Source organism: Enterococcus sp. XAF26B05_ASV22 (assembly GCF_056727285.1).
This window is the reverse complement of record NZ_CM161538.1, coordinates 3,209,764-3,234,453: the sequence shown is the minus strand read 5'-3', so window position 1 is coordinate 3,234,453 and position 24,690 is coordinate 3,209,764. Positions and strand designations below refer to the sequence as shown.

The following is a 24,690-nucleotide window of genomic DNA, read 5'->3' as shown; positions in this document are numbered from 1 at the left end:
AGGAACGACTATGAAAAAAATGACAAAACAAGAGAAAAACGAAGTAAAAGCAGGCTGGGTTTGTGTATTATGGGGAGCCGTATGCTGGGGATAAATAAAAAAGGAGGAACGACTATGAAAAAAATGACAAAACAAGAGAAGAATGAAGTAAAAGCAGGCTGGGTTTGTGTATTATGGGGAGCCGTATGCTGGGGATAAATAAAAAAGGAGGAACGACTATGAAAAAAATGACAAAACAAGAGAAGAATGAAGTAAAAGCAGGCTGGGTCTGTGTATTATGGGGAGCCGTATGTTGGGGATAGACTAAAAATAAAAATAGTTTAAAATGAGCTTGGGACATAAGTCCTAATGAAAAATCCAGATACCAGTCAACTTGATTGGCATCTGGATTATTTTGTTGTTCAAAAATAAGAACACCTTTGCTAAAATAAAAGTGACAAAACAAATAAACTAGCGAGGTGTTCTTATGTTTAAAAATTATACCACAAATCAAGTCGTTCTTCCTCTAGATTTCAGTTTTCAGTTAGAAAAAAATGATATTGCGTTTGCCATTGATCAATTAGTTGAAAGTATTCCTGAGGAACGCTTTCTTCCTTTTCACCATCAAATGGGGCCTTCTTCATATCATCCGAAAATGATGATGAAGATGATTTTGTGTGCCTACACGCAATCTGTATTTTCTGGTCGCAAAATTGAAGCATTGACGAAAGACAGTATTCGCATGATGTGGCTCACTCAAAGCTATCAGCCTAGTTATCGAACCATCAATCGTTTTCGTGTCAATCCTTTAGTGAATACACTCCTTCGGGAGTGCTTTGTCCAGTTCCGTAGCCATTTAGTCAAAGAACAATTGATAGATGAAGAAGCCATTTTTATCGATGGCACAAAGATTGAAGCCAATGCAAATAAATACACCTTTGTTTGGAGAAAATCGATTGATAACTTTGATAAAAAGCTTACTGAAAAATCAAATTTTCTTTATGATGAATTGTTAAAAAATCAAATTATTCCTGAAATTGAGCGAGAGTCCGCAAAAGAATTATCTGTCACTGAATTAGGCAAGATTGAAGAAAAGCTCGCGCATATTGTAGAAAAGTTTACAGAAAAAATCGAACAAGCAGAGGATGGAATTACGCGCAAATCAATCCGTTCTAAACGAAAAGTTCCTAAAAAATTAAGGAAACTTTTCCAGGACTTTAAAGAGCGAAAACTCGCTTATCAAAAACATAGACAGATTATTGGGCAACGAAACAGTTACTCTAGAACGGATCTAGATGCCACTTTTATGCGCATGAAAGACGATCACATGAAAAATGGTCAGTTGAAAGCAGGTTATAATCTTCAAATTGCCCTCTTCGAAGAAAATGTACAAGAGCGAAGAGTGACAAGAATCGTGAGATTCAAAAGAACATGAACTGGGAATACTTTAAAGCGACAATTCAACAGCTGCTTTCAGAAGAAGAAACAGGTAAAATTTATCGCCAACGAAAAATTGACGTCGAACCAGCTTTCGGACATCTGAAGGCTTGTTTAGGGTTCACTCGGTTCTCTGTTCGAGGGAAACAGCAGGCACACAATGAAATTGGATTCACGTTAATGGCAGTAAATTTAAGGAAATATAGGCTAAGTACGCTAGAAAATAAGGAGGATTCTCCCAATAATCTAAAGAATAGAAGACCGAAAATCATTTTTTACGATTTTCGGTCTTCTATTTTAAGGTTCTTGGGACTTACGTCCCAAACTCATTTACTTTGTAGTAATCAAGGAAGGACAAGTCTTTATGAAATAGTTTACATAATCCACACACAAAACAAACCAAAACTAAGAAAAGGGACAAATGGAATCTCGTAAATTTCTTTCTTTAGTATATAGTTCGAGAAAATATAAAAAATCAGTCCGCTGCTGCTGGCAATACAAAGCATTAGTAATTGTGAATGGAGACCTAATAAAGTTCCCCAAATACTAATGAGTAAAACATCTCCACCGCCTAAACAGAATGTGTCTAATCGATTTAAGAGTGAGAGGCTCATAAAAGTAAGTAAACCCAATTGCCAATGAAAGATTTGAGCTAAATATAAATGGTTAATACATAGAAACAGGGAAAAGCTATAAAAAAGTTTCGGGTCAACAACAAAGTAGTAAATGTCAGTTAGCGAGAGAGAAAATGCCATTAGCAAAAAAAGCAAACGATAAATAGTGAAACTAGAGACTCCTTCAGAGAAATTATAGACAAATAATAACCCACAGATTCCCTCACTAAAGAGATAAAGACAAGACAACTGTTGTTTACAATGACGACAGCGAAATTGTAGAAATAAAATAGAAATGATCGGGATCAACTCAAAGTTCTTTAATTTAGTCTGGCAAAATGAACAGCGTGAGGCTGGGAAAAATATTGATCGGTTAATCGGCACACGTTCTGCGACTAAACAAAGAAATGAACCGACTACACACCCAAGGATAAAATAAATCATCAACATATAAAAACTCCTTTCATAAAGAAATACGCAAATGACTGGCTTTTTAACTAGACAATTCTTTTTTTATTCGGAATAATGAAAGTGTGAAATGAGGCGAGAAGATGGAAAAAATAGCAATTGGTGTAGATATTGGTACGACTCAGACAAAGGCTGTCGCGTTTAGAAAAGATGGGACAGTTCAGGCATCGTTCTATGTTCGTTATCCGCTTATTCAGGAAACCGAAGGCATGGCAGAACAAGATGTCGATCAAATTTTTCAAGCGGTAGTTGCGTGTATCCAACAAGTAGTAAGTGCGGTGAAACCGCTTGAAATTTCACTAATCTCATTTTCTACGGCGATGCATGGACTGATCGTTATGGATAAAAATAATCAACCACTGACTCGAATGATTACTTGGGCGGATAACCGAGCAGAAAAATATGCGGAAGAGTTGAAGGATACGATTTTAGGAAAGACAATGTATCAAAATACAGGATTGCCGATGCATCCCATGACACCTTTTCATAAAATCCGTTGGCTAAAAGAAGAATACTATGAAATTTTCGAGCAAGCAGGGAAATTTATTGGCATGAAAGAGTATGTTTTTTATCGTTTATTCGGTCTGTATATGACAGACATTAGCACGGCTTCTGGGACGGGTTTTTTAAATATCCATGATCTTATTTGGGATCAGCAAGCCTTATCGGAAATGGATATTACCATCGAACAGTTACCGACACTGGTCACCCCCACCCATCAATTAACGGATTTAAGTGCTGAATGGTTGGAGCAATTAGGTTTGTCTACGAAAACAGTTTTTGTATTGGGAGGGGCAGATGGTCCGTTATCCAACTTAGGATTAGGCGCCATGACGAAAGGAATAGCTACATTGACGGTTGGAACAAGTGGTGCTTTACGGTATGTTGTAGAGCAGCCGCGTACGCATCCACAAGTTGAGACTTTTTGCTGCGTGTTGGATGAAAATCATTGGGTGATTGGAGGAGCGACAAGTAATGGCGCTGGAATCTTCGATTGGGCATGTGAGAATTTAGTGAAAGAAGTTCAAACTGAAGCGCGAAAATCCGGAGAAAATCCCTATGATAAGGTAATGGCGTTAGTAAAAGATACGCCAATAGGAGCTAAGGGATTGATGTTTCACCCGTATTTACTTGGAGAGCGTGCACCGTTATGGAATGCAGAAGCTACCGGGAGTTTCGTCGGTCTGAAAAGAAATCATGATGACAAATTAATGATGCGTGCAGTAGTTGAAGGCATTTGTTTAAATTTGAAGCGTATTTTAACAGAATTAGAAGAGCTTGGTGGAACAGTGAAGGAAATTCGAGCTACTGGTGGTTTTGCTGATTCAGAGGTGTTTAAAAAAGTGATGGCTGATGTTTTTGGACATAACCTTTCATTAACTGAAAGTCTTGAAGCTTCAGCTTTAGGAGCTGTCTTATTAGGTTGGCAAAGTTTAGGTATAATGCCAGATTTAGAAACAGCATGTGAACAAGTTGAGATTTATGAAATAGTTGAACCTAATGCTGAAAACTATGAAATTTATCAACAGATCTATCCCCTGTTTATAACAACGCAACAACAACTGTCAGCCAGTTATCATCAATTATCAAAATTAAGAGCGGATTTAGAATAAATTATTTTGACAAATACCTCTGAACTTGCTTTACTAGTAGTAAGAGAACGGAGGAAAGGAAATGAAAAAGTTATGGATCACCTCTTTACTGTTAGTAGGAATTTTTCTGACAAGTTGTGGATCTAGAGGTATCTCAGCAGAAGACGCTGGGGCGTTGTTTGTGGATCGTTTAGTTTATCAAAAAGAAAAAAATAATTTTGCTAAAGAATTTCGTGATGGCGAACAAGTTGGTAAAGAACTGGATCAAAATAGTAAAATGTTCGAAGAAAATTTTGTGAAAGGATTATCTTCCACAGGAGCAAAGGTTCCAGAAAAACAAGCAGATCAGTTAACAAATGAGCTATTGCAACAAGCAAGAGAAAAAGCAACCTATAAAATCGTTCAAATAGATGAAACAAAAACTGGCGCAACAATCTCTTATTATGTGACTGGCTTGGATTTGGTGAGTGCGATGCAAGAGATGACAAGGCAACTGGTAAAAGACACACTAGCAAATCCTGAAATAGCCAAAGATGAGCAAAAAACACTGGAAGCGACTTTTTCTATTTTAGAAGAACGAGTCAAATCAATTAAAATCAAAACAGATCCAGTTGAATTAACGTTACGTTTAGAGAAAGAAAAAGGGAAGTGGTTTGTACCAGATAATCAAAAAACGGCTGTCTCTAATTTGTTCATGTCATTCATCTCTGGTTCGAAAGATACTAATACGATGAATGAAGAACTGGAAGAAGCATTAAATGAAGTAGCTAAGGAAATTATCGATTCATTGGACACGTTACCATTACCTTAATGTCCTAGTTTATAATTATTATTAAATGAGAAATAGTTTAATGATGAGGATTTTAGTGTACTTTTTCATTGTTTCGTACTACAATTAACTATAGATAAAAATTTAGGAGGATGATGTATAATGAAATTTGAACAAACTAAAGAAGTATTGAACCAACTAGTTGCGGATTTAAGCCAGTTTTCAGTGGTGATCCACCAAACACACTGGTATATGCGTGGCCCAGAATTCCTGACATTACACCCTAAAATGGACGAATATATGGACCAAATCAATGATCAATTAGACGTTATTTCTGAACGCTTGATCACATTAGATGGCGCTCCTTACTCAACATTACAAGAATTTGCTGATCATACAGGTATTTCAGATGAAATCGGCACATACGAACGTACAATTCCTGAACGTATGGAAAAATTAGTAGAAGGCTACCGTTATTTAGCTGATTTATACCAAAAAGGAATTGAAGTGTCTGGTGAAGAAGGCGACGATTCTACACAAGATATCTTTATTGCAAACAAAACAGATATCGAGAAAAATATTTGGATGTTGCAAGCAAAATTAGGCAAAGCGCCTGGTATTGATGCAGATTCACGTGCGAAAACTCGTTAATCAAAAAAGTTAAATCTTCTAAAAGATAGCATACTATCTTTCAGAAGATTTTTTAGTTTTCTTCGCTTTCTAGTTTCAGCTTACTACGTTCAATTGCGGCTTTCACTTGATCGAACCCAGTTCCACCGTATGAATGCCGACGCTCAATGGCTGTTTTTGATGATAAGGTTTGATAAATATCAGATTGGATCAAAGGTGTAATTGCTTGATATTGTTCTAATGGAACATCTTGTAAATAAATGCCTTGTTTTGTACAATCTAAAACTAATTTTCCAACCACTTCATGAGCTTGTCTAAAGGGTATTCCTTTGCTTGCTAGATAATCTGCTAGTTCTGTTGCATTTGAAAAATCTTTTTCAGTGGACTTTTCCATGATCTCTTGATTCAGTTTCATCGTCTCTACCATGCCAGCCATGATCTCTAAACTAGTTAAAATCGTATGAGACGTATCAAACATGCCCTCTTTGTCTTCTTGCAGATCTTTGTTATAAGCTAGCGGCAATCCTTTTAAAACCGTTAAAAGGCTGAATAAATTGCCATATACGCGCCCAGACTTTCCCCGAATCAATTCTGCCATATCTGGATTCTTCTTCTGTGGCATAATCGAGCTGCCTGTAGAAAAAGTATCTGTTAATTCAACAAATTGAAACTCGTGACTGCACCATAAAATGATTTCTTCGCAAAATCTGGAAAGATGCATCATTAGAATGGAACTATTGCTAAGAAATTCTAAGATAAAGTCCCGATCACTTACGCCGTCTAGACTATTTTCGTAAATTGAAGAAAAATCGAGCAATTCAGCTGAATAAGCACGATCGATTGGAAAAGTCGTGCCGGCAAGTGCTGCACAGCCTAAGGGTGAAATATCGATTCGCTTCAGACTTTCAGAAAAACGTTCTTGATCACGTGTCAACATACCGTAATAAGCCATCATATGGTGAGCAAACGAGATTGGTTGCGCATGTTGTAAATGGGTGTAGCCAGGCATGATGGTTTCGATATTGTCTTCGGCTTTGTGGACTAAAACTTGACGGAATAAGTGGATCTTGCTAATGACTTCTTGAACGATTTCTTTTAAATAAAGATGCATGTCTGTAGCGACTTGATCATTTCTACTACGGCCGGTATGCAATTTTCCAGCAACTGGACCGATTTCATCATGTAATAGTTTTTCGATATTTAAATGGATATCTTCGTTTTCTATACTGAATGTCAGTTGATCGGCAAGTAGTTTTTCTTGAATCGTCGTAAGTCCTGAACTGATTTGTTCGGCTTCATCTGCCGTTAAAATCCCTGTCTTAGCCAACATTTTTACATGAGCTAAGCTCCCGATAATATCTTGTTTGGCTAATTTTTGATCAAAAGGAATCGAAGCGCCAAACGCATCGATCCATGCTTCGCTTTTTCCTTCAAAACGTCCGCCCCATAATTTTTCCATGCTACACACCTCATTTATGTATTATTATTCATTGTGATAAGAAAGAAGGTTGGACAGAAGCATTTTACTCCGAGAAAATAAGAAGGAGTGGTTTCTGTGCCAACCGTTTGTTCTGATTTCTTGAGACTAAAATGAAGACGTATCGATTTCCTTATTTTGATCCGCAGACCAAAAAGAAATTCTCCTTGGATAAGTCATTTAAAATAGGTGAATCGGATAACCTTATTTACAACACTGTAAAAGTTAACTCACGTAGAGATTCAACTTAGAAAAAATAAGCATATCAGTGATTATTTTTTGTGTAGCGATGCTTGGACTTCTGCGTTGACTTTGGTTGGAAGGCCCCATAGTTTGATAAATCCGACAGCAGCGTCTTGGTCAAAGGTATCGGCAGAAGTATAAGTCGCTAAGTTTTCGTTATATAAACTGTTTTCAGACTTACGACCTTCAACGATTGCATGTCCTTTGAATAGTTTGACCCGTACTGTGCCATTTACGTATTTTTGGGTAGATTTTAAGAAAGCAATCAAGGCATCAGTTAATGGGTTGAACCATAATCCGTCATAAATGATTTGTGATAATTGATTTTCAATGATTGGTTTGAAATGAGCTACTTCACGAACAAAGGTCAAGTCTTCCAACTCTTTATGCGCAGTCATTAGTGTGATTGCTGCTGGACACTCATAGACTTCACGTGATTTGATCCCAACCAAACGATTTTCCACATGATCGATCCGACCAATGCCGTGCTTACCAGCTAAATCATTCAAGTCCAAAATTAAATCGGATAACAGCATTTCGTTTCCGTTAATTGCTGTTGGAACACCTTCAACAAAAGTTAATTCGATAATATCCGCTTCATCTGGTGCATTCTCTAAACTAGCAGTTAATTCATAAGCACCTTCTGGAGGTGTTGCCCAAGGATCTTCTAAAATGCCACATTCATTGGCACGGCCCCAAAGATTTTGGTCGACAGAATAAGGATTGTCCAAGTCCGCAGGGACGGGTACACCTTTTTCTTTGGCATAATTGATTTCTTCTTCACGTGACCATTTCCATTCACGAACTGGTGCAATCACATTTAACTCAGGTGCAAGGGCGTTGATCGCGACTTCAAAACGGACTTGATCATTCCCTTTTCCTGTACAGCCATGAGCGATTGTGGTGGCACCAGTTTCGTGAGCTAATTCTACTAATTTCTTAGCAATCAGCGGGCGGGATAAAGCGGATACTAGTGGATAAGATTGTTCATAAAAGGTATGACCTTGTAATGCAATCAAAGCAAATTCCTGTGCAAATTCTTCCTTAGCATCAATCGTATAAGAAGCAGAAGCGCCAACTTCTAATGCCTTATTTTTGATAAAATCTAAATCTTTCTTTTCACCGACGTCTAAACAACAAGCGATCACATCGTATCCTTCATCCACTAACCATTTAACAGCAACAGAGGTATCTAGTCCTCCAGAATAGGCTAAAACAACTTTTTCTTTCATGAGTAACACTCCTTATTTTCTAATTGTCTTTTTTGATTGTTCTCATCATATCACTTGAAAATGCAAAAATCAACACTTTTTATAAATAAATATACATAAAAATAAATATTTTGGGAATAATATACATTTTTACTTTTGGAAGGCGCGTAATATACATTACGCATATTTAGGTGTTTTCTATTTTGAAATTAGAAGTAAAATTTTTTAATCGTAAAAAATTAGAAGAAAAATAGTGGAAAACCTTAGAAATTCATTGACTTTACTAGTGATAGAAGGTATCATATTAAATGGTATTGTTTGCCCCACAATGAGCCCCGGAAACTCAAGTGAATGTCAAACATCGAATAGAAAATTGGAGGAAAGAATCGTGCGTACAACATATATGGCCAAATCTGGCGAAGTAGAACGTAAATGGTATGTAGTCGATGCAACAGATATCCCAATGGGACGTCTTTCAACTGTAGTTGCTTCTATCTTACGTGGAAAAAATAAACCAACATTCACACCACATGTGGATACTGGAGATTTCGTAATTGTAATTAATGCTGATAAAATCAAATTAACTGGTAACAAAGCAAGTGATAAAATTTACTACCGTCACAGCCAATACCCAGGTGGGTTGAAATCTGTTACTGCTGGTGAATTACGCGATAAAAACTCTCGTCGTTTAATCGAAACTTCTGTAAAAGGTATGCTTCCTAAAAACACTTTAGGCCGTAAACAATTTACTAAGTTAAACGTATACGGTGGAGCTGAGCATCCACATGCTGCACAACAACCAGAAGTATTAGATATTACTAACCTAATTTAAGGAGGGAAATTCATTGGCTCAAGTACAATATATCGGCACTGGCCGTCGTAAAAATGCAGTTGCCCGCGTACGTTTAGTACCTGGTACTGGTAAAATTACTGTAAACAAAAAAGATGTTGAAGAATATATTCCACACGCTGACTTGCGTGAAGTTATCAACCAACCATTTGGCGTAACTGAAACTAAAGGCGCTTATGATGTAATGGTAAACGTTAACGGTGGAGGCTACTCTGGTCAATCAGGTGCGATCCGTCACGGAATCGCTCGTGCATTATTAGAAGTAGATCCTGATTTCCGTGCTGCTTTAAAACGCGCTGGACTTCTTACTCGTGATGCCCGTATGGTAGAACGTAAAAAACCAGGTCTTAAAAAAGCCCGTAAAGCTTCACAATTCTCTAAGCGTTAATATTCGCTTTATATCAACAGTCAAGACGTTTCGCAACTTAGTTTGTGAAGCGTCTTTTTTCATTGTTGACACCACTATTGACACCATTCAGGACAGCACCATTTTGAGCTAGTTTGCGATAAGCAATTTCACCAACAGGCATTTTAATGACATTTGGCGTGTTCACATAAACTTTCGTGATAGTTGTATCGCTGTGAGTTAGAGCTTCTGAAATTTGTTCTAAAGAAGTACCAGACTGTCTAGCTAAGGTTACTCCAGTATGTCTCAATTTATGAGGTGTCGCATGTGCTAAGTGTTTATGCCTACGTTCAATTGATTTCATTCGATAGTTTAGGTAGTCAGTATGAAGTGGTTGATTGATATTGCCTTTACGATCATTAAATGTGAAAACAAGCTGTTCTTCTGTTTGCTCGATATCAAACTGAGCTAGTTCTATTTGTTGTTGTGTTTTCCATTCAAGTAATAATTCTTTCAGCTCAATGGGAATATGAAAAATGGTTGTTTTGTTTCCCTTTGTATTTTTCTCGTTACCAAACTTGTCTAGTGCTTTGCCAATAGAAATTTGTGATTTTGAAAAATCAATGTGTTTCCATTTTAAGGCATAAGTTTCAGATTTGCGATCAGATAAGAAAAAGGTCGTCTGGAAAAGAATGTAGTCTTGAAAGGATAGAAGTTCGTTCTGCCAATCTTCGTGAACAGTGATAAGCCATTCCTGTAATTGTTCAAATGACAAATATAAATCTTCTTCTTTCCTAGCTTGCCTTAATTGGTTCTTTTTAGTCGCTTTAATACGTTTTAAAGACTTTTCAAGCTTGTTCCGCTCAATGTATTCTAATTCCTCAGCCCAGTCAAAAATCGAGTTTACATAGCTTCTTAATGTTTTGAAGTTGGCGTATTCAATAGCCTTTTTTGTCATTAGTTGCAAAACTAACACTTTATTTTGGTTGAGGTAATTCAGTGTGTATTTACCGAACATTGGTAGTATGTGCAGTCTGAATACATCTCTTGTATTGCTAACTGTTACAATTGTTGGCGGATTCGTATTTGTTGAAGTAAGTCCTGACGTATAAGCATCTAGCCAAATATCCGTATAAAAATCTTTGAACAGAGCTTCTCCACCTAATTCAAAAGCATTCTTGTCTTTGTTTTCACGTACTTCTTTAATTTTGGCATAGAAATCAATCTCTGCTTCATTTGCCTCCTTTTTTGTTTTAAATGTTTTCGAGTAAAGCTTTTCTACCCCCAATAGGTTTTGAATGTCTTGGGGGTAATAAAGTCTTAAACGATAAGTGTTATTAGTAGTTTTTGTAATTGCCATAGTATTTACCTCCGAAATGCGAGCCGAAATCAAATACTATGACTTGATTATACAAACTCTAAGGTGCTTTTTCTAGTTGTTTTAGCCATTTGTCAATAGAGGTTTTATCGAAACGAGTTGAGCCATTGACTTTGATAACAGGTAATCCTTGCTTAATCCAAGAATCTAGGGTGTTGTTGGATAGTTGTAGATAGTGACAGGTTTGCTTTTTATTCATGTACCTACAATTAAGATTGACCTGATTTCTAGTATTTTCAATTTCAGTAAGAATCAGAGTAGAAATTTGTATTTTTATGTTGCTTAATTGTTCATTACTGAGTAAAATTTCTACTTCATTCAAGCTTGGTACCTTGGATATTGATTGTACTCTTTTAGCGGTTTGTTACTTTGAACAGTGAATTTATTCATAGAGTGATCTCACCTTTCTTCTGAATTAATTTTCATCTAAAAATTGTTTGAACTTATTATATGTTTCTAACCCATGCAGTTGATTTTGCTGTTTCAGTGTATTCACTAAAGTATTTTTCTTTTTTGTGTCTGGAATAGGGACATAGGTTTGTAAAAAAGAATCATATTCCTGTATTTCAAAATAATCTGGTGTCATAAACTGAACAAACGTAATTCTTCGTTGAAGCTGCTTAAAAGAATCGATCGTTTTTTTTCTTCCAAAAATTTCATCATAAAATTGCTTTGGACTATAAGGGGAAGTGATAATGAACAGGTCAACCATAAGAGATTTATCAAAAAATCGACTGGGTGCTTTAGGATTTTCTCCATAAGGATCAAGCATTTTTAATAAATCATCATAAGGAAAAGTCTTCGGTCGTAATTCATCTAAAATAACAATGTGTTCCCCTTCATAATGCTGAAAACTATCATTTGATGAACCTGTAATAAAATAGTGTCCTTGTTCTGCGGTTGCGTATTTCTTTGCTAGAACGGTTTTCCCTGTTTCTGAACGACCATAAATCCATAGTACTGTAATAGGTTCGCCCTTGGCTTTTCGATGAGCAAGCCAGATTTTTGCTTTCTCGGCTTGGACTTGCTGATGAACATCATTGATTTGTTTTTTTGCTTTGGCAAATTGTGACCCTGTTAAACTGGCAATGACATCTTCTTTAGAGAGTTCGCCAGCACCTAATCGGTCGAGCAAATCTTTAATGATCTCGCTATCTTTTGCTGAACCTATTTGTTTTACTTTTTTTGAAATTTCATTTAACAAAGATGGATAATCAAAATTTGCTTTGACTTCTTCAATAGGATAGAGATATTTTTCTTGGGCTTCATTTGTTTGGTGAACCAAATACGAATAGGCATTATTGACATTTCCTCGCCATTGTTGAAAAGCAGATACTTGTGGTTCATTGATAAGCTTTGCGAGTTGTTCCAAACTTCTGGGATTTTTAAACTGCAGAACTATATGGACGTGTTTCTCAATAGGTTCGCCTTTTTCATTTATATCTTTGTCATGAATTATTCCTGCAATCTTCACAGGTTGTAATTGCGTGGTTAAGGTTTTAAAGATACTTGCGAGTGTTTTTCTTTTAATCGATTTGGGTAGATGTCTTAATTGCTGTTCATACATCACATTTACTGCTCTTGGTGTAGCCATGTTGACAAGCTCCTTTCATATCTAATTTAGTTAAACTTCATCAAGACTTTCGCCTAATTTTGACAAATTCCGAATTTAGCTAAAAATACTTGGATCGTTTGGTGTTATTCGATTTTTTTGAACTTTTGACAATGTTACATGCGGTGGTATAACAAGCCCTACCACCGCGTTGATTGTAGGTTTTGATTGAAATTTGGCTATAGAATGTAAAAAATAAGTTGTAGTGGTGTTTGTGGTGCTTTTTTTGCTTTCGTTCCGAGCAAAAGCACCACGAATTAATTTCGTCTTATACCAATTAGCCACAGAGTAAATTTTTTACGCTCAAAGGTTGAGATAATATAGTCCGAATAGAAACTTGCTACATGTTCCTTTATTTGTTCTTCATGCTCTTTCAGTATTTTTTGAGCTTGTGCTTCTTTAGGAACTTTGATAAATAAGGTTAACTGGTCTTGCGTTAAATCAAGTACCGATTTTCTAACTGCTAGATTAAATCGAGTGACTGACTTGTCTTCCGTTTGGAGCTTCTCATTTAACTGGTTATTGGTTTTAGGAAGTTGTTGAGATTGTTTTAAAAAACGTCTAAAACGCAACGTACCAAGATATGATTTCCCTAAATTAAGTAGAGAATCATTTTTCAGTCGTTTGATAATTTCTACTAAAAGTAAAACGAGTAGTAAGATGGACGTGACGATACTAATCCATTGAAGTGAAACCACTAGCTTTTTAAACAGAATAGACTGAAATTGAACTAGTGGAAGTGTACTGGAATCAGATTTCGTGTACACTTGTATCATTTTAAATAACATCAAAAAGATAAATGTGAGAAGGAGTACTGAGCTTAAAAGCTGTATAAAATTGTAGGTTTTAATGAAATACGATTTTTTTATCATAGAATCCCTCTTTCTGTATAAAATGTAGGGGTGAGAAGTGGCAATACTTGATAAGGGTGTTCACTATCGATTACCTGTATCAAACCTGTTCCTTTTCCAATAGGAATAACAATTCCTTCGGGGTCTAAATCAGGAAATAGGAATTGAGTGGTCTTACTGCTGATATTGCCAATCTGAACCAATACATTTGCCTGCTCTCGTACACTTACAGGTACAGCATTAAAATCAAAGCGTTGTGAGACCAAAATTAAATGACAGCTAGTTGCACGACCTAACAAAGCGATTGAGCTAAGTAGAGACATGAAAGAATCTTTGATTTGTTTGTTTACTCCTTCAGAGAGTGCGAGAACTTCATCTATCACGATAGTTAGATGTTCAAATTCATGTGTAGGGTCTTCATATAAACGTTCTTGCCTTTCGTAAATCGTGTTTAGTACAGAACTTAAGGCATCATTAACTTGGCTAACAAAATCACTTTTCGAGCGATTACTTTGTGGATGGATAACAGATAAATTACGACTTTTTGCCCATCTCGAAGGGCTATCAAATTTAGGATCAATAATGATAAGTGTAGATATTGTATTTAAGATTTCCAAAATATAAGTTAGGAAGTAAGATTTCCCACTCCCAGAATTTCCAGCAATCACAATACTTGTGACTTTTCGATAATCAATTGCTAAATTTTTCATGATAGGAAGTTGACTTTCTTTAGTCGTAGAAGCGTATTCTGTTAAATTTGAGATAATCAGTCGTTCGCTAATACCTTTGAACCAAGGAAAGAATAAGGCTCGTTGTGTGTGAATATCTTCTGTATCAAGTGGCATAAAATAGGCTGAATTTTGTTTTAAAAGTGTATACTGTGGATAAAGACTAGCATTTGCAATAATGAAAATTTTTTTATATAGCTCATCATCAATCAAATAACCCGCAGGAGTGCGGGGGACGAATAAAAATCCGTCCTCCTGAACTTCTACATAAAAAGAATTGGTATACGTTGATTCTCCGTTCATAGAGAGTGCCATGTTTAAACTTTGATTCAAATATTTTTCAATAGCTACTCTATCCATTATTTAATTACCTTGAAACCGTCCGCCTTAAAATAGACATTATTTCGAATTTCGATTCCTTGTAAATTATCAAATTCTACAATGGAAAGAAAGGGCGGTAAGTTAGGCTCTTTTTCAAATTTTACACTAAACGGATTCAAGCCCTTTTGTACAAACCAGAGTTTATAGCCTTTGATGTTATCAGTACGTTGCTTGTCTACATACTCATGTTGGGTTTCAATGAATGAAGTGACACATTGAGTGGGTACGTCTGTCACGATAAATTTTCGAGCGGTTGCTTCTGAATATTGGTTTGATTGAGTAAATGATGTTTTCATGGATAAAATCCTCCTAGATTTTTAATGGTTTAGTAGTGAAAGAGAAGAATTCGCAACTTCCTTTCTTTCAAGTTGAATGAGTTGCGACCCATTCGACTGAGCTATCAAAGTGTCATGCACTGATCTTTGATAATTACATTCTACATCTGTTCTTCTATTGAAAATTCTATAGAAAAGGACTTATTTTTAATAGCTGACTAACACCAATTTGAAAACCTAAGAATAAACTAAAAAAGAGCAAACAGAATAGTCGCTCTTTTGGATAGTAATATTAAGAATTCTACTTTGCAAAGTCTTCGAGTTCTTCCCACTTAATGCAGTTGATAAAAATATTTTGATATCTTACTAAATCATTAACCATAGGTTCAATTACTTCACTTATTTTTAGTTGTAATAAATTAGATGCATGACTATTAACAGTTAAAATTCCGGGTATTTTTTGTTCTTTACGATCTAACTCATGAATATTATCAAAAATATCTGGGGTACTCATAACATAGTTTAGAAATAAATCAGCACTAATGATTCTAGTCTCGTTTATAAAAGAACTGCTATTGTCGGTTACCCCCTGTATTTCTTGGTGGAATTTATGGTTACTTAATTCTTTAAAATCTTCAATAGTTAAATTCTTTTTTGATGTTAGCTTTTCGAGTCTAGCCATCTCTTCTGAAAATAAAGAAATGCTTTCATCGTTGAATTCATTTGGTTTAATATAGTAACTCTTTTCAGGTAAATAAAATTCTTCTAGTGGGATATTTTCTAAATGAGATTCAGGTAGATTGTGAGTTAAAAATTTATCGATTAAACTTTTCGCCATAAATCCTATTTTGAATATGCTATTAACCTCTAATTTTTCAATCATTTCTTGAACAATACGGTCTGCAAATTCAGAACGTAACCACTTGTTAAATTTTTCATTGATCCGATTAAAGTGAAATTTGCCATCTGTCTCATTGAAAATATCATAGATTACTTTTTCTTCAAGGGAGCGCATAATTTTTCTTTTGCAAAGTTTCCATAAAATTTTATAGATAGAGATATAGTCAATCATTTCTTTTTCCCACGAGTGCTCGTCTTCCAATGCTTTATCTCTTCGTAAAGCATGCCATCTACCAAAGTCAGCAAAAGAATAAGCTAGATTTATATAAGCTTTTTCCACCGTTAACTCTAGTTGTCCATTATTTACTAGAAAATAGTTGTGCTCTGTAAAATTTTTTAAGACAATTGAAAGGAACATTTCATAAAAGATAAGCTTAGTATCTTTTTCGAACTCGTCTTCTCTTCCGAAAATTAATTCATTCTTTTGCAGATTAAAATACTCAGAATAGCTATTCAATAATGTATCAGAAATAAAGTTCCTGCTGTCTACGTTTTTCCCTTGCTCTATTCTTAAAATGGCAGCCTTTTGTCCATTTGCGATTAAGTCAGGTGAAATTTTTCGATATTTTTGTTCTCTTAGTTCTTTAAAACGAGAAGAAATTCTGATAATCAATAATTTTTCCAAGTCAATCATATATGTACCACTTTTCTGAGTATTTAATACTAATAGTATATACATAAAAGATATCCTTATAAAGTTTTTTCTGGTTTATATACAAGGTGAAAAGTCACGTATGGAAGAAAGCATGAAATATTTAATAATTAACGTAAAAGAAGAATGGAATCTAAGATGATCTCATTCTTCTTTCTATTTGTTTTGGTCATAAGGAGTTTTACGATCTGTCAGATTCAAAAGATAATCGACACTAGTTGAGTAATATTGAGCAAGCTTGATTAACGATTGACTAGGAATATCTAAATTTCCAGTTTCGTAACGAGAATAGGTTGTTTGGCTGACATTTAAAAGCTTTGCTAATTGTTCTTGGGTTAAATCTTTATCCTCACGTAAATCGCGAATTCGATAATACATAAAATCACCTCAAGATAATTTTACGTTATGCGTTTTTTGCATATTGACTTTTATGCGGTATTCGCATAAAATGATAATATAAATCAGAGCTATGGATAAGGTGTCCTTTGATCGGTTAAGTTTAATAGGTAATCAATACTGGTTGAGTAATACTGAGCAAGTTTAATTAAAGATTGGCTAGGAATATCCAAAATCCCCGTTTCGTAACGAGAATAGGTTGTCTGACTGATATTTAAAATTTTTGCCATCTGTTCTTGACTCAGATCAGCATCTTCACGTAGATTACGAATTCGATAGTACATGCAATCACCTCAATTTCATTGTATAATATGCAATTTTCGCATACAGTGTTTTATGCAAAAAACGCATAATAATTAAATATCTAGGAGAATTGTTATGAAAAATAAAAGTAATAAAGTTTTGCTGACAAAAAATAATCAGCCAATCAAGGAAATTACGAAACAAGATATTTCTGATTTGAAAGATCATTTTGAACAATTACTATCATGGAAGGAATCGTTACACTCGATGAAAGAATTCTTTAGTAATCAGGAGATTCCATTGAATAAGAAAAAAATTATGAAAGAATTTCATTCACAATCGAGAATATTCAATGTGTTCTATGAAAATTTTGTATTGAGTGTGGATACTTTGGAAATGAAGATTGAAAGATTGATGGAAAAGGAAACAGTGAAGAAAGAGATTGAATGATTGATTTTTAGGTTATCTATTAATCTAGAATACTTTGATTGCTCAGTCTAACTAAAATTTGTTAACAGCAACGGTAATTGTTGTTAAAATAGAAAAGTTAGTGCGTGAACACTGGCTTTTTAATACTAGGTTGGCATTAGCCTAGTCGATAATGCATGCTCTCGTTTCGAACATTCTTGTTTGAAGCGAGAGTTTTTTTATTATGAGTTAAAGAATTCTATTTGAGAATTACCTTGCTTTTTTTGATATAATCAATTTGTTGGTAGAATTATATATTTAGAAAAAGATAGTTATTAATAATGCATAGTAAATTATTTTAAATATTGTGATACTTTCTTTCGAAAGGCAAGCTTGTAATGGCTTAATAGTTTGAGTTAAATTAAAAAATAAGGAGAAAGACATGAAAATAGATAATTCAAGAATTGAGGAAATTGCTGTAGACACAGTTAATGCATATATTTCTGAAAGAACAAGAAGAGTTTCAGGGAAATTGGAGAAGGCGGATACTGGGATTTCAGTAGATGGTGAACTAATTTTTTATTTGGAAGCTGAAAGGAAAATCAGTACTTTTGGAGGGACAATTCCCGTTCAAGTCAAAGGAAAAAGAGTTAATTCAATTTCTGAAGTTACATCAGTTTTCAGAAAATTTGATATTGAAACATATAGAAATTTTCTGAAACTAGATGGTGTTCTAGTATTTTTAGTTGAGGAGGTGTTTGATAAAGGATTAATTCTTGAAAAACAAATTTTTTTTAAATATTTAGATGTAATTGGATTAGTGGAAATAATAAATGAATTGTCACAATCTGGAAATACTTATAAGTCACTGAGTTTCAATAAATTGGATACAGAAATAGATTTTGATCAAGTTGTGGATGAAATACATATTACTAGAAGAAGCATGCCCGCTAGTTTAGCGGTCTATAAAGCATTCAATGAAAATCAATTTCAATCGAAGGATGCTATTTTACAGAATTTTGAAGAAGTAGTAGAAGAAGTAACAAAAGAGATAAGAGAGAGTGATTTTTATGATGACGATTCAGAATTCTTAAAACAAGCTATTCCTCAAATTGAACAATATATTTCTAAGGATTTTATTTTTGATTTTGAAAGTGCAATAGTGTTGTCGTCATCCTTTATAAAAGATGATCGATATAAATTGCTTCAAAAGAGTACCTTCAATAAGGTCTTGATTTTTTTAGCAAAGTTAGATAATTATCGAAAAGAATTCGAAGCTGCGAAGAAGAAACTAGAAAAGATTTCTGAGCTAGATGATAGATATCAAGTTTATTATGATCGTGAAGTATTTATATCAATGGCTACATCGCTTAACGAAACAGATGCAAAAAGAGAAGTTGATAAGATATCGTGGGAAAATGATTATCAAAAAGAACTGTACATTCTATTTTATGAAATAGAAACACAATCTATTTCTATTGATAAACTTGAAGCCTACGAAATTAACTATAAGTATAATCAAGACTTTCTATATCTATTAGGTATAGGTTTTTCAAATAATTCATTATTTTTGAGAGCTTCTGAAATGTTCAATCAAGTAATGGGGAATAAGAATGTTAAAGTATTGGAAATTATTAATTATTTTAGAGGTTCTGCAAATGATGTTCTGATGACTAAAAATCCTGAAAAAATCAATCAACTTCAAATTTATTATAATGAGCTAGATCAGTATTTAAACTCATTAAAAAAAGAAGGCTCTCTCTACTACAAGGAGAGGATATGCTTAATCTAATTTCATCAATAATAAAACCTGAAGAATTTATAGATAATGAGTTTGGATTAACAGATGAACAGGACGTTGCAATCATTCAGTCTTTGCTAATGGTAGGAGATTATCAAAAAATAATTAAATATTTACGAGGAAAAGAGAAGCAAACAGATTGTACCTTACTATATTTTTTATTTGTAGCTCTTGCTGAGGAAAAGGAATATATTTTAATTCTGACTGAGATTAATAATATAATTGAAACTTTGAATACGATTTCTGAAAAAATGAGGACTCTCCTTAGTGATTTTTTCATTGAAGCTTTGATACAACTAGGTGATCCTAGTAAGTTTGACAGTGTTGATGACCTAACAAAAAAGTATTATATTTTTTCAGAGGTACACTATTTAAGAATCTATATATTCAAGACTGAAAATAATTGCCAGCTTACAGAAGAAGAACTAACTCATGTTAATCAGATTAGTCTAACAATTAAAAATGAGGAGGAAGTTGGAGTTTTATGCAACTTTATATATAAATATGATAATGTAGATTTTGCAAAAAAATTGTGGATAAATCTAAGAGAAACATTCTCTGAAATGGTATCGGAAGTAATTTGTACAAAGTTACTACAAAATGGAGATGAAGATAATTTATTATACATTCTAGAAATAATTAAATGGAATGAACAGCGTGAAACAATAAATGAAAAATTATTTATGATTGAACTCCAAGTGTACTCACTTTTAGAACAGTATAGAGCGATTATTAATAGAGTACGTAAAGAGAAAAATCTGAATGAACAAGTATTAAGTCTACAATTGGCAGCGAAAATTAAGCTAAATGATAATGCAGAAATTGAGAGTTTAATTGAAAGAGGTAGTTTTTCTCAAAATATTGATTTTAGACTGAATGCAGGTTATGGGATGATTGCTTTTGGATTTGATCCAATAAGAGGTAGTAAAATTTTGTTACGTGAGCTGATAGAAACTAATTTTCAAAATAAAGAGGTAGGAAAGAACTATGTTCTTCAAAAATTAGATTCGTTAAAAGATTATGATGATGAAAGAGACTTATCAAAAATATCAGGTTCACGTCATTACTATTACAAATTGATAGATGGAAAGAAAAAACTTGAAATACTTACGCTTCCTTTAGATTGGGATTTTGAAAATCTCGATAAATATAAAATCATAAGGAATAATAGCAAAGAATATCGTCTCCTCCTACTTAAAAATGAGGAAGCAAATGTAATAATTGGAAAAAGAACATATAGAATAGTTCAAAAAATTCCATTAAGTAGATTTGTTTACAATAAAATGTTGCCACTTTGTATGGGGGACAACAATAGTAACAGCCCAATTAAGTCATTTACGATTGACAACGGGGACCTTTCAGAAATTGTCACATTTATGGAAAGAGATAGCGAAGCAAAAAGTGAAATGTTAAAATTAATGGAAAAGTACAGTTATACAGGATGTGTCCAATACTTATGTAATGAAGACGAACTATTTAATTTTATTTATACTTTCTATAATGATAATAATTTTGTTTTTAATTTAGGTCAAATTATTCCACAAGACATAAATAAAAAAATGCAATTAAGTATATCGAGTTTAATTTTTTTGCAGAAATATGAACTAGGAGACATTTTACCCTATTTTACTGAGCTATACATTGATTTAGATATATCAAAACGATTATCAGATATACTCAACAAAGAAGCAGAACAAGGATATGATGTGAAAAAATTATCTGTAATTGAAGGTAGACCGGTAATTATTGAAAGAAGTGAAGAACAATTTCAGCAGCATTTAGATTATTTAGATGAGATACTAGAACTAGTCTCTAAAGTAACGAATTGTAACGAAGCGGGGTTTATACATCCAGATTTTAAAAGATATTTTGGTTATGATGCCAATAGTATTCAAAGTGCTTATGATGCTTCAAACTTATTTATTGTAGAGGATTCTTTTATTCAAGATAGATGTAATGGGGTTAGTGTTCTAGGAATGGCACATGAGTATTTTATCAATATATCTCCAAACATAGACCGATACATCGATTTTCTTTTAGAATTACAAGAGGATAATAACATATATTTTTGCCCTTTTGCTAATAAATTGGAAATTGCAAAAGACGTTATTGAATCTGATGATGCCAATGTCTATAAAAAGTATTGTGAATGGATACTGAAACAAATTAATATCGGTACAACTACATTAAATGAGAGAAAGGTAGGTGCTAGTCTTTGGAAAAGTTGAAAATAAAAAACCATTACGTTCCTAAAGTTTATCTTAAGCAATGGGCAACAGGAAATAAATTATATGAATATAGGCTACTAGTTTCACATGAAAAGGTACCAAAATGGAATAAAGTTTCTATTTCAAATACAGCAACTGTGAATTATCTTTATCTTTACTTAGATGATGGAGAATTGAATGATGAAATGGAAAATTATTTTTCGGAAGAGTTTGAAATGAGATATGGTAGTTTGATAGAAAAAGTGAACAGTTATGAATTTTTAAATAGTGTGGATTTTGAGTATATTTCGAAGTTAGTAGTCGGACAATTTATTAGAACCTTGTCTGGATATTATTGGTCACAAAGTATAATACAAAAAACATTTCCAGAAATTGTTGAAGAACTGAGTAGAAAAATTGATAAGGAATTAACGATGAAAGGCAGTCTACCCAAAAGAGAGGTTGGAAAGATTGACAAATTACTACCCCTAAAATTAGAGATGCTAGAAGATGAAGAAAAAAATAATTTTTTGAAAGTAGAGACTTATGCAGGTAAATCTAGTTGGCTAATGTGTATGAAACATTTATTGGGAACGACTTATAAATCATTGATTACTGTTAGTTGGCGTATCTATGATGCACCTAATAATTTTTACTGGACTACATCGGATGATCCTGTGATCCTTTTAAACTATTATGGTAAAGATGACTATGATTTTAATGGTGGATTTGGAAATATAGGTACAGAAATAATTTTTCCTCTTTCACCAAATAAATTACTCTATACTAAAATTGGAGATGAATTTGAGGAGTTCTACGTAAAAGCAAGTTATTCAACAGCCAATTTGTTTCAAAAAATTATTGTAGAACATGCATTTTCTAAAGTATACTCCTTAGAAAAAAGCAAGATAGTTACTAAAATGAGAAAAAGAATTGTAGATGAGACAAAGTATAGATCAGTTGATCAATCACTAAAAGATTTTCATGAAAACTATATTAATAAAGAAGTTCCCTATTTGATTGAAAATAAAGATTTATAAATATTATTATTAAGAAATTGGATTGATTGGATAGAGTAAGGACTTTGATATTCATTCAAAATTCGAGTAGCGGACATCTATAGAATGAGGGGGATTAAAATAGGTTATTACAGTAAAATATTATTAACAATTGAAAATAGTTCTGATTTTATTGAACTAAACAAAATTTTGACAAGACATTATACAAAAATTTCTGCTAATCTTAGTGCTATATTATTTAATACCTATCAAAGTACAAACTATTTTGATGATTCTTCTTTAAAAATATTATTCGCTTTATCCTATGCTCATATAGGAGGGGACACCAAAGAAAATTGGAAGCAAATAATATTTAGAAAAGTGAAATTTGACTTCTATAAGGAATTGATAATTATTAACGAGAGTTCAAAAAAGATATTTTCTTTGTATTGCGAAGATATCACGGATGAGCCAACAACTCCAGAAGATATCCATTTCAGAGCATTTCTTTCGTATCATTTTGATTTTCCATCAATATCTTTTGGACAATATATAAAAATATTGAAGTTATTTAATCCGGTTTTGTCTAAGGAAATTTCTGGATATAAGAATTTAGATGACTTGTTGAGGTTTATTTTAGATATGGTATTGCTCAAGCGACCAGATAACTATCAAGAGCTTGAAGAGGAAGGAGTCGTGTTCTTTAATAGAGGGATTATACTTAAAGATGATATACTAAGGAGTATTGAAAAAAGTAATCTTACTATAGAATGTATGAAAGATTTATTTTTAGAAAGTGAATCTTTGACTAATTCTTACTTCATTACAAATATTAATAAGGAAATGGTTGGGAAAATAGGTGTAGATTATGGAGAATATTTTTATATACCACAAAGTCCCTTTATTTTAAACAACTTCTTCCAGTTAGTGTTAAAAAGCAAAGTAGTTAATGAAAAGAAAAAAGGTGATATTCTTGAGGAATATGTTCATGAATTGTTAATGAAATTTTTTCCAAAAGAAACTGTATTTCATGAGATCTATGATCAAGAGGGGTTTGAACAAGACTTCATAATAGTTTATAAAGATGTCATATACTCTATTGAATGCAAGGCGAAGAATTTTCATGAAGTTTTTCGAAATAAGGAAAGTGCAATGACTAGACTAACACATAGGTTTAATTCATCAATTAGAGAAGGTTACGAACAGTGTAGAAGAGTAGAAAAAAGATTGCTAATAGAAAAAAGTGACTACTATGATTCTGATAATTCCAAGTCTAGAAAATCTATTTTGTCTATAAGTAAACCTGAAAAATATCATCTGAAAAAAATAATTATTGTATTAGATGATTTCCAAAATCTAGCTGAATCTTCACAGGAAATTTTACAAGACGATGATTGTTGGTGCGTGAACGTTTTTGCTTTTGAAAAGATTCTTTGGTACCTTGATAAAAATGAGAAAAATAAAATTGAGATTTTAGAGAATTACATTGGTTTTAGACTTAAGTCAAGAAAAATTACCACATCTGTTAATAGTGATGAGCTATCCCACTTCGGACTATTTGTAAGTAAAACTTATTGGTTTCCGTCTGGTTTCTTTGATAAAGATATTGGAATGTCACTCCATTTAAAAAATAGTTTCTCGCAGTTTTCCGAGGAATTCGATATCCAAACATTTAAAGAAGAGTTAGATAAATTATTTGATTACTCTATAAAAGTAGTTTAGGCTTAATTTTGAGTTTATTAAAAAATATTAAAGTACATGTTTCGGCTCGCATGTTTTTTACTAAAAAGTTGACACCATTGATTTTAAATTTATTGAAGCCCAATGAAATTTTGAAATGTAGATTACTCTGTATTCGTTACTATTAAAGGATTTTGAAGCTTATTCAAAATCCAAGTAATCGAACCAGGTCTTAAGAAAGCCCGTAAAGCTTCACAATTCTCAAAACGTTAATTATTGGAATCGTTGCGAATTTATTCGCTTACGAGTACCATTCAATTACAATGTTTCAAGACACTTTCCAAATTTTTGGAGAGTGTCTTTTTTTATGCTTTTGGGTATGTTTTTTTCAAGCCAATCATTCTGTGCTATCTTATAAATTAAGCTGTTAGGTAGTGTACATTAATTTTTTCAGATAGTGAAATACCTTAAAATAAGAAAAAATTATGAAAGAATTCCATGCGAATTCAGTTATATTTACAGCTTTTTATCAATAATTTTTTAATTTAGTGTCTAGTGTGGAAA

At 33.3% G+C, this 24,690-nt stretch carries 21 protein-coding genes and 2 pseudogenes; 11 read left to right on the top strand and 12 right to left on the bottom strand.

The window, feature by feature from the left end; all coding sequences use genetic code 11:
* The first annotated feature begins 466 nt into the window (after positions 1-466).
* Positions 467-1,851: pseudogene (locus AC1PU0_RS15935) on the top strand (transposase).
* On the opposite strand, the gene AC1PU0_RS15930 reads toward AC1PU0_RS15935, so the two are convergent.
* Positions 1,791-2,474 (bottom strand): prepilin peptidase, encoded by a 684-nt coding sequence (locus tag AC1PU0_RS15930; RefSeq protein ID WP_242596531.1) that lies wholly within the window; start codon positions 2,472-2,474, stop codon positions 1,791-1,793. The pseudogene AC1PU0_RS15935 and the gene AC1PU0_RS15930 sit on opposite strands and share 61 nt — an antisense overlap.
* Before the next feature lie 107 nt (positions 2,475-2,581).
* Between AC1PU0_RS15930 and AC1PU0_RS15925 the strand changes: the two genes are divergently transcribed.
* The 3 genes from AC1PU0_RS15925 to AC1PU0_RS15915 all read left to right on the top strand — a co-directional run bounded on the left by AC1PU0_RS15925 (position 2,582) and on the right by AC1PU0_RS15915 (position 5,510).
* Positions 2,582-4,111 carry a gluconokinase gene (locus AC1PU0_RS15925; RefSeq protein ID WP_206848862.1) on the top strand — a complete coding sequence of 510 codons (1,530 nt, stop codon included), beginning with the start codon at positions 2,582-2,584 and terminating at the stop codon, positions 4,109-4,111.
* A gap of 61 nt (positions 4,112-4,172) precedes the next feature.
* Complete coding sequence (locus tag AC1PU0_RS15920; protein WP_206848863.1) at positions 4,173-4,901, top strand: DUF5105 domain-containing protein; 729 nt, start codon at positions 4,173-4,175, stop codon at positions 4,899-4,901.
* Between the two features lie 120 nt (positions 4,902-5,021).
* Positions 5,022-5,510 (top strand): Dps family protein, encoded by a 489-nt coding sequence (locus AC1PU0_RS15915; RefSeq protein WP_010762221.1) that lies wholly within the window; start codon positions 5,022-5,024, stop codon positions 5,508-5,510.
* A 52-nt stretch (positions 5,511-5,562) separates the two neighbouring features.
* On the opposite strand, the gene argH is transcribed toward AC1PU0_RS15915, so the two are convergent.
* Both argH and AC1PU0_RS15905 read right to left on the bottom strand, forming a co-directional pair.
* Positions 5,563-6,948, bottom strand: coding sequence for an argininosuccinate lyase (gene argH / locus AC1PU0_RS15910; RefSeq protein ID WP_206848864.1), 1,386 nt, complete (start codon positions 6,946-6,948; stop codon positions 5,563-5,565).
* 290 nt (positions 6,949-7,238) lie between these two features.
* Entirely contained in the window at positions 7,239-8,441 is a 1,203-nt protein-coding gene (locus AC1PU0_RS15905; protein ID WP_069640421.1) for an argininosuccinate synthase, read from the bottom strand.
* Positions 8,442-8,805: 364 nt separating this feature from the next.
* On the opposite strand from AC1PU0_RS15905, the gene rplM reads away from it, so the two are divergent.
* Entirely contained in the window at positions 8,806-9,252 is a 447-nt protein-coding gene (gene rplM, locus AC1PU0_RS15900) for a 50S ribosomal protein L13 (RefSeq protein ID WP_303393681.1), read from the top strand.
* 13 nt (positions 9,253-9,265) lie between these two features.
* Positions 9,266-9,658 carry a 30S ribosomal protein S9 gene (gene rpsI, locus AC1PU0_RS15895; RefSeq protein ID WP_010762225.1) on the top strand — a complete coding sequence of 131 codons (393 nt, stop codon included), beginning with the start codon at positions 9,266-9,268 and terminating at the stop codon, positions 9,656-9,658.
* Here rpsI and AC1PU0_RS15890 read toward each other — a convergent pair.
* The 9 genes and pseudogenes from AC1PU0_RS15890 to AC1PU0_RS15850 form a co-directional block, all read right to left on the bottom strand.
* Positions 9,638-10,976 (bottom strand): annotated as a pseudogene (locus AC1PU0_RS15890) (site-specific integrase). The gene rpsI and the pseudogene AC1PU0_RS15890 overlap by 21 nt on opposite strands.
* Positions 10,977-11,034: 58 nt before the next feature.
* Positions 11,035-11,316: a helix-turn-helix domain-containing protein gene (locus tag AC1PU0_RS15885; protein WP_206848865.1), complete on the bottom strand. Its 282-nt coding sequence runs from the start codon at positions 11,314-11,316 to the stop codon at positions 11,035-11,037.
* A 93-nt stretch (positions 11,317-11,409) separates the two neighbouring features.
* Positions 11,410-12,588 (bottom strand): Rep family protein, encoded by a 1,179-nt coding sequence (locus AC1PU0_RS15880; protein ID WP_206848867.1) that lies wholly within the window; start codon positions 12,586-12,588, stop codon positions 11,410-11,412.
* A gap of 275 nt (positions 12,589-12,863) precedes the next feature.
* Positions 12,864-13,382, bottom strand: coding sequence for a hypothetical protein (locus AC1PU0_RS15875; protein ID WP_206848869.1), 519 nt, complete (start codon positions 13,380-13,382; stop codon positions 12,864-12,866).
* A 92-nt stretch (positions 13,383-13,474) separates the two neighbouring features.
* A complete protein-coding gene (locus AC1PU0_RS15870) occupies positions 13,475-14,545 on the bottom strand; it encodes an AAA family ATPase (RefSeq protein ID WP_206848871.1) in 1,071 nt (356 codons plus the stop codon).
* Positions 14,545-14,862, bottom strand: a complete 318-nt coding sequence (locus AC1PU0_RS15865; RefSeq protein WP_206848872.1) for a hypothetical protein — start codon at positions 14,860-14,862, stop codon at positions 14,545-14,547. The genes AC1PU0_RS15870 and AC1PU0_RS15865 overlap by 1 nt, the downstream gene beginning before the upstream one ends.
* Before the next feature lie 280 nt (positions 14,863-15,142).
* Positions 15,143-16,375 (bottom strand): hypothetical protein, encoded by a 1,233-nt coding sequence (locus AC1PU0_RS15860; protein WP_206848873.1) that lies wholly within the window; start codon positions 16,373-16,375, stop codon positions 15,143-15,145.
* Between the two features lie 174 nt (positions 16,376-16,549).
* On the bottom strand, positions 16,550-16,771 hold the full coding sequence (locus AC1PU0_RS15855) for a helix-turn-helix domain-containing protein (protein WP_206848874.1): 222 nt from the start codon (positions 16,769-16,771) through the stop codon (positions 16,550-16,552).
* Between the two features lie 89 nt (positions 16,772-16,860).
* Positions 16,861-17,073 carry a helix-turn-helix domain-containing protein gene (locus tag AC1PU0_RS15850; RefSeq protein WP_206848875.1) on the bottom strand — a complete coding sequence of 71 codons (213 nt, stop codon included), beginning with the start codon at positions 17,071-17,073 and terminating at the stop codon, positions 16,861-16,863.
* 94 nt (positions 17,074-17,167) lie between these two features.
* On the opposite strand from AC1PU0_RS15850, the gene AC1PU0_RS15845 reads away from it, so the two are divergent.
* The 5 genes from AC1PU0_RS15845 (at position 17,168) to AC1PU0_RS15825 (ending at position 24,168) form a co-directional block, all read left to right on the top strand.
* A complete protein-coding gene (locus AC1PU0_RS15845; protein WP_206848876.1) occupies positions 17,168-17,482 on the top strand; it encodes a hypothetical protein in 315 nt (104 codons plus the stop codon).
* Positions 17,483-17,882: 400 nt separating this feature from the next.
* Positions 17,883-19,232 (top strand): hypothetical protein, encoded by a 1,350-nt coding sequence (locus tag AC1PU0_RS15840; RefSeq protein ID WP_479998575.1) that lies wholly within the window; start codon positions 17,883-17,885, stop codon positions 19,230-19,232.
* Positions 19,220-21,469: a hypothetical protein gene (locus AC1PU0_RS15835; RefSeq protein WP_479998574.1), complete on the top strand. Its 2,250-nt coding sequence runs from the start codon at positions 19,220-19,222 to the stop codon at positions 21,467-21,469. The genes AC1PU0_RS15840 and AC1PU0_RS15835 overlap by 13 nt, the downstream gene beginning before the upstream one ends.
* Complete coding sequence (locus tag AC1PU0_RS15830; protein WP_206848879.1) at positions 21,457-22,488, top strand: DUF4238 domain-containing protein; 1,032 nt, start codon at positions 21,457-21,459, stop codon at positions 22,486-22,488. Before AC1PU0_RS15835 ends, AC1PU0_RS15830 begins: the two co-directional genes overlap by 13 nt.
* 84 nt (positions 22,489-22,572) lie before the next feature.
* On the top strand, positions 22,573-24,168 hold the full coding sequence (locus tag AC1PU0_RS15825) for a hypothetical protein (protein ID WP_206848881.1): 1,596 nt from the start codon (positions 22,573-22,575) through the stop codon (positions 24,166-24,168).
* Positions 24,169-24,690: the final 522 nt, after the last annotated feature.

What these genes read in the sequence shown, in the direction of transcription:
- AC1PU0_RS15845 (WP_206848876.1), top strand. Translation starts at nt 17,168, where the DNA reads ATGAAAAATAAAAGTAATAAAGTTTTGCTGACAAAAAATAATCAGCCA.
- AC1PU0_RS15870 (WP_206848871.1), bottom strand. Translation starts at nt 14,545, where the DNA reads ATGGATAGAGTAGCTATTGAAAAATATTTGAATCAAAGTTTAAACATG.
- AC1PU0_RS15915 (WP_010762221.1), top strand. Translation starts at nt 5,022, where the DNA reads ATGAAATTTGAACAAACTAAAGAAGTATTGAACCAACTAGTTGCGGAT.
- AC1PU0_RS15860 (WP_206848873.1), bottom strand. Translation starts at nt 16,375, where the DNA reads ATGATTGACTTGGAAAAATTATTGATTATCAGAATTTCTTCTCGTTTT.
- argH (WP_206848864.1), bottom strand. Translation starts at nt 6,948, where the DNA reads ATGGAAAAATTATGGGGCGGACGTTTTGAAGGAAAAAGCGAAGCATGG.
- AC1PU0_RS15920 (WP_206848863.1), top strand. Translation starts at nt 4,173, where the DNA reads ATGAAAAAGTTATGGATCACCTCTTTACTGTTAGTAGGAATTTTTCTG.
- AC1PU0_RS15835 (WP_479998574.1), top strand. Translation starts at nt 19,220, where the DNA reads ATGCTTAATCTAATTTCATCAATAATAAAACCTGAAGAATTTATAGAT.
- AC1PU0_RS15930 (WP_242596531.1), bottom strand. Translation starts at nt 2,474, where the DNA reads ATGATTTATTTTATCCTTGGGTGTGTAGTCGGTTCATTTCTTTGTTTA.
- AC1PU0_RS15865 (WP_206848872.1), bottom strand. Translation starts at nt 14,862, where the DNA reads ATGAAAACATCATTTACTCAATCAAACCAATATTCAGAAGCAACCGCT.
- AC1PU0_RS15825 (WP_206848881.1), top strand. Translation starts at nt 22,573, where the DNA reads ATGAGGGGGATTAAAATAGGTTATTACAGTAAAATATTATTAACAATT.
- AC1PU0_RS15925 (WP_206848862.1), top strand. Translation starts at nt 2,582, where the DNA reads ATGGAAAAAATAGCAATTGGTGTAGATATTGGTACGACTCAGACAAAG.
- AC1PU0_RS15880 (WP_206848867.1), bottom strand. Translation starts at nt 12,588, where the DNA reads ATGGCTACACCAAGAGCAGTAAATGTGATGTATGAACAGCAATTAAGA.
- AC1PU0_RS15840 (WP_479998575.1), top strand. Translation starts at nt 17,883, where the DNA reads ATGAAAATAGATAATTCAAGAATTGAGGAAATTGCTGTAGACACAGTT.
- AC1PU0_RS15875 (WP_206848869.1), bottom strand. Translation starts at nt 13,382, where the DNA reads ATGATACAAGTGTACACGAAATCTGATTCCAGTACACTTCCACTAGTT.
- AC1PU0_RS15855 (WP_206848874.1), bottom strand. Translation starts at nt 16,771, where the DNA reads ATGTATTATCGAATTCGCGATTTACGTGAGGATAAAGATTTAACCCAA.
- AC1PU0_RS15850 (WP_206848875.1), bottom strand. Translation starts at nt 17,073, where the DNA reads ATGTACTATCGAATTCGTAATCTACGTGAAGATGCTGATCTGAGTCAA.
- AC1PU0_RS15905 (WP_069640421.1), bottom strand. Translation starts at nt 8,441, where the DNA reads ATGAAAGAAAAAGTTGTTTTAGCCTATTCTGGAGGACTAGATACCTCT.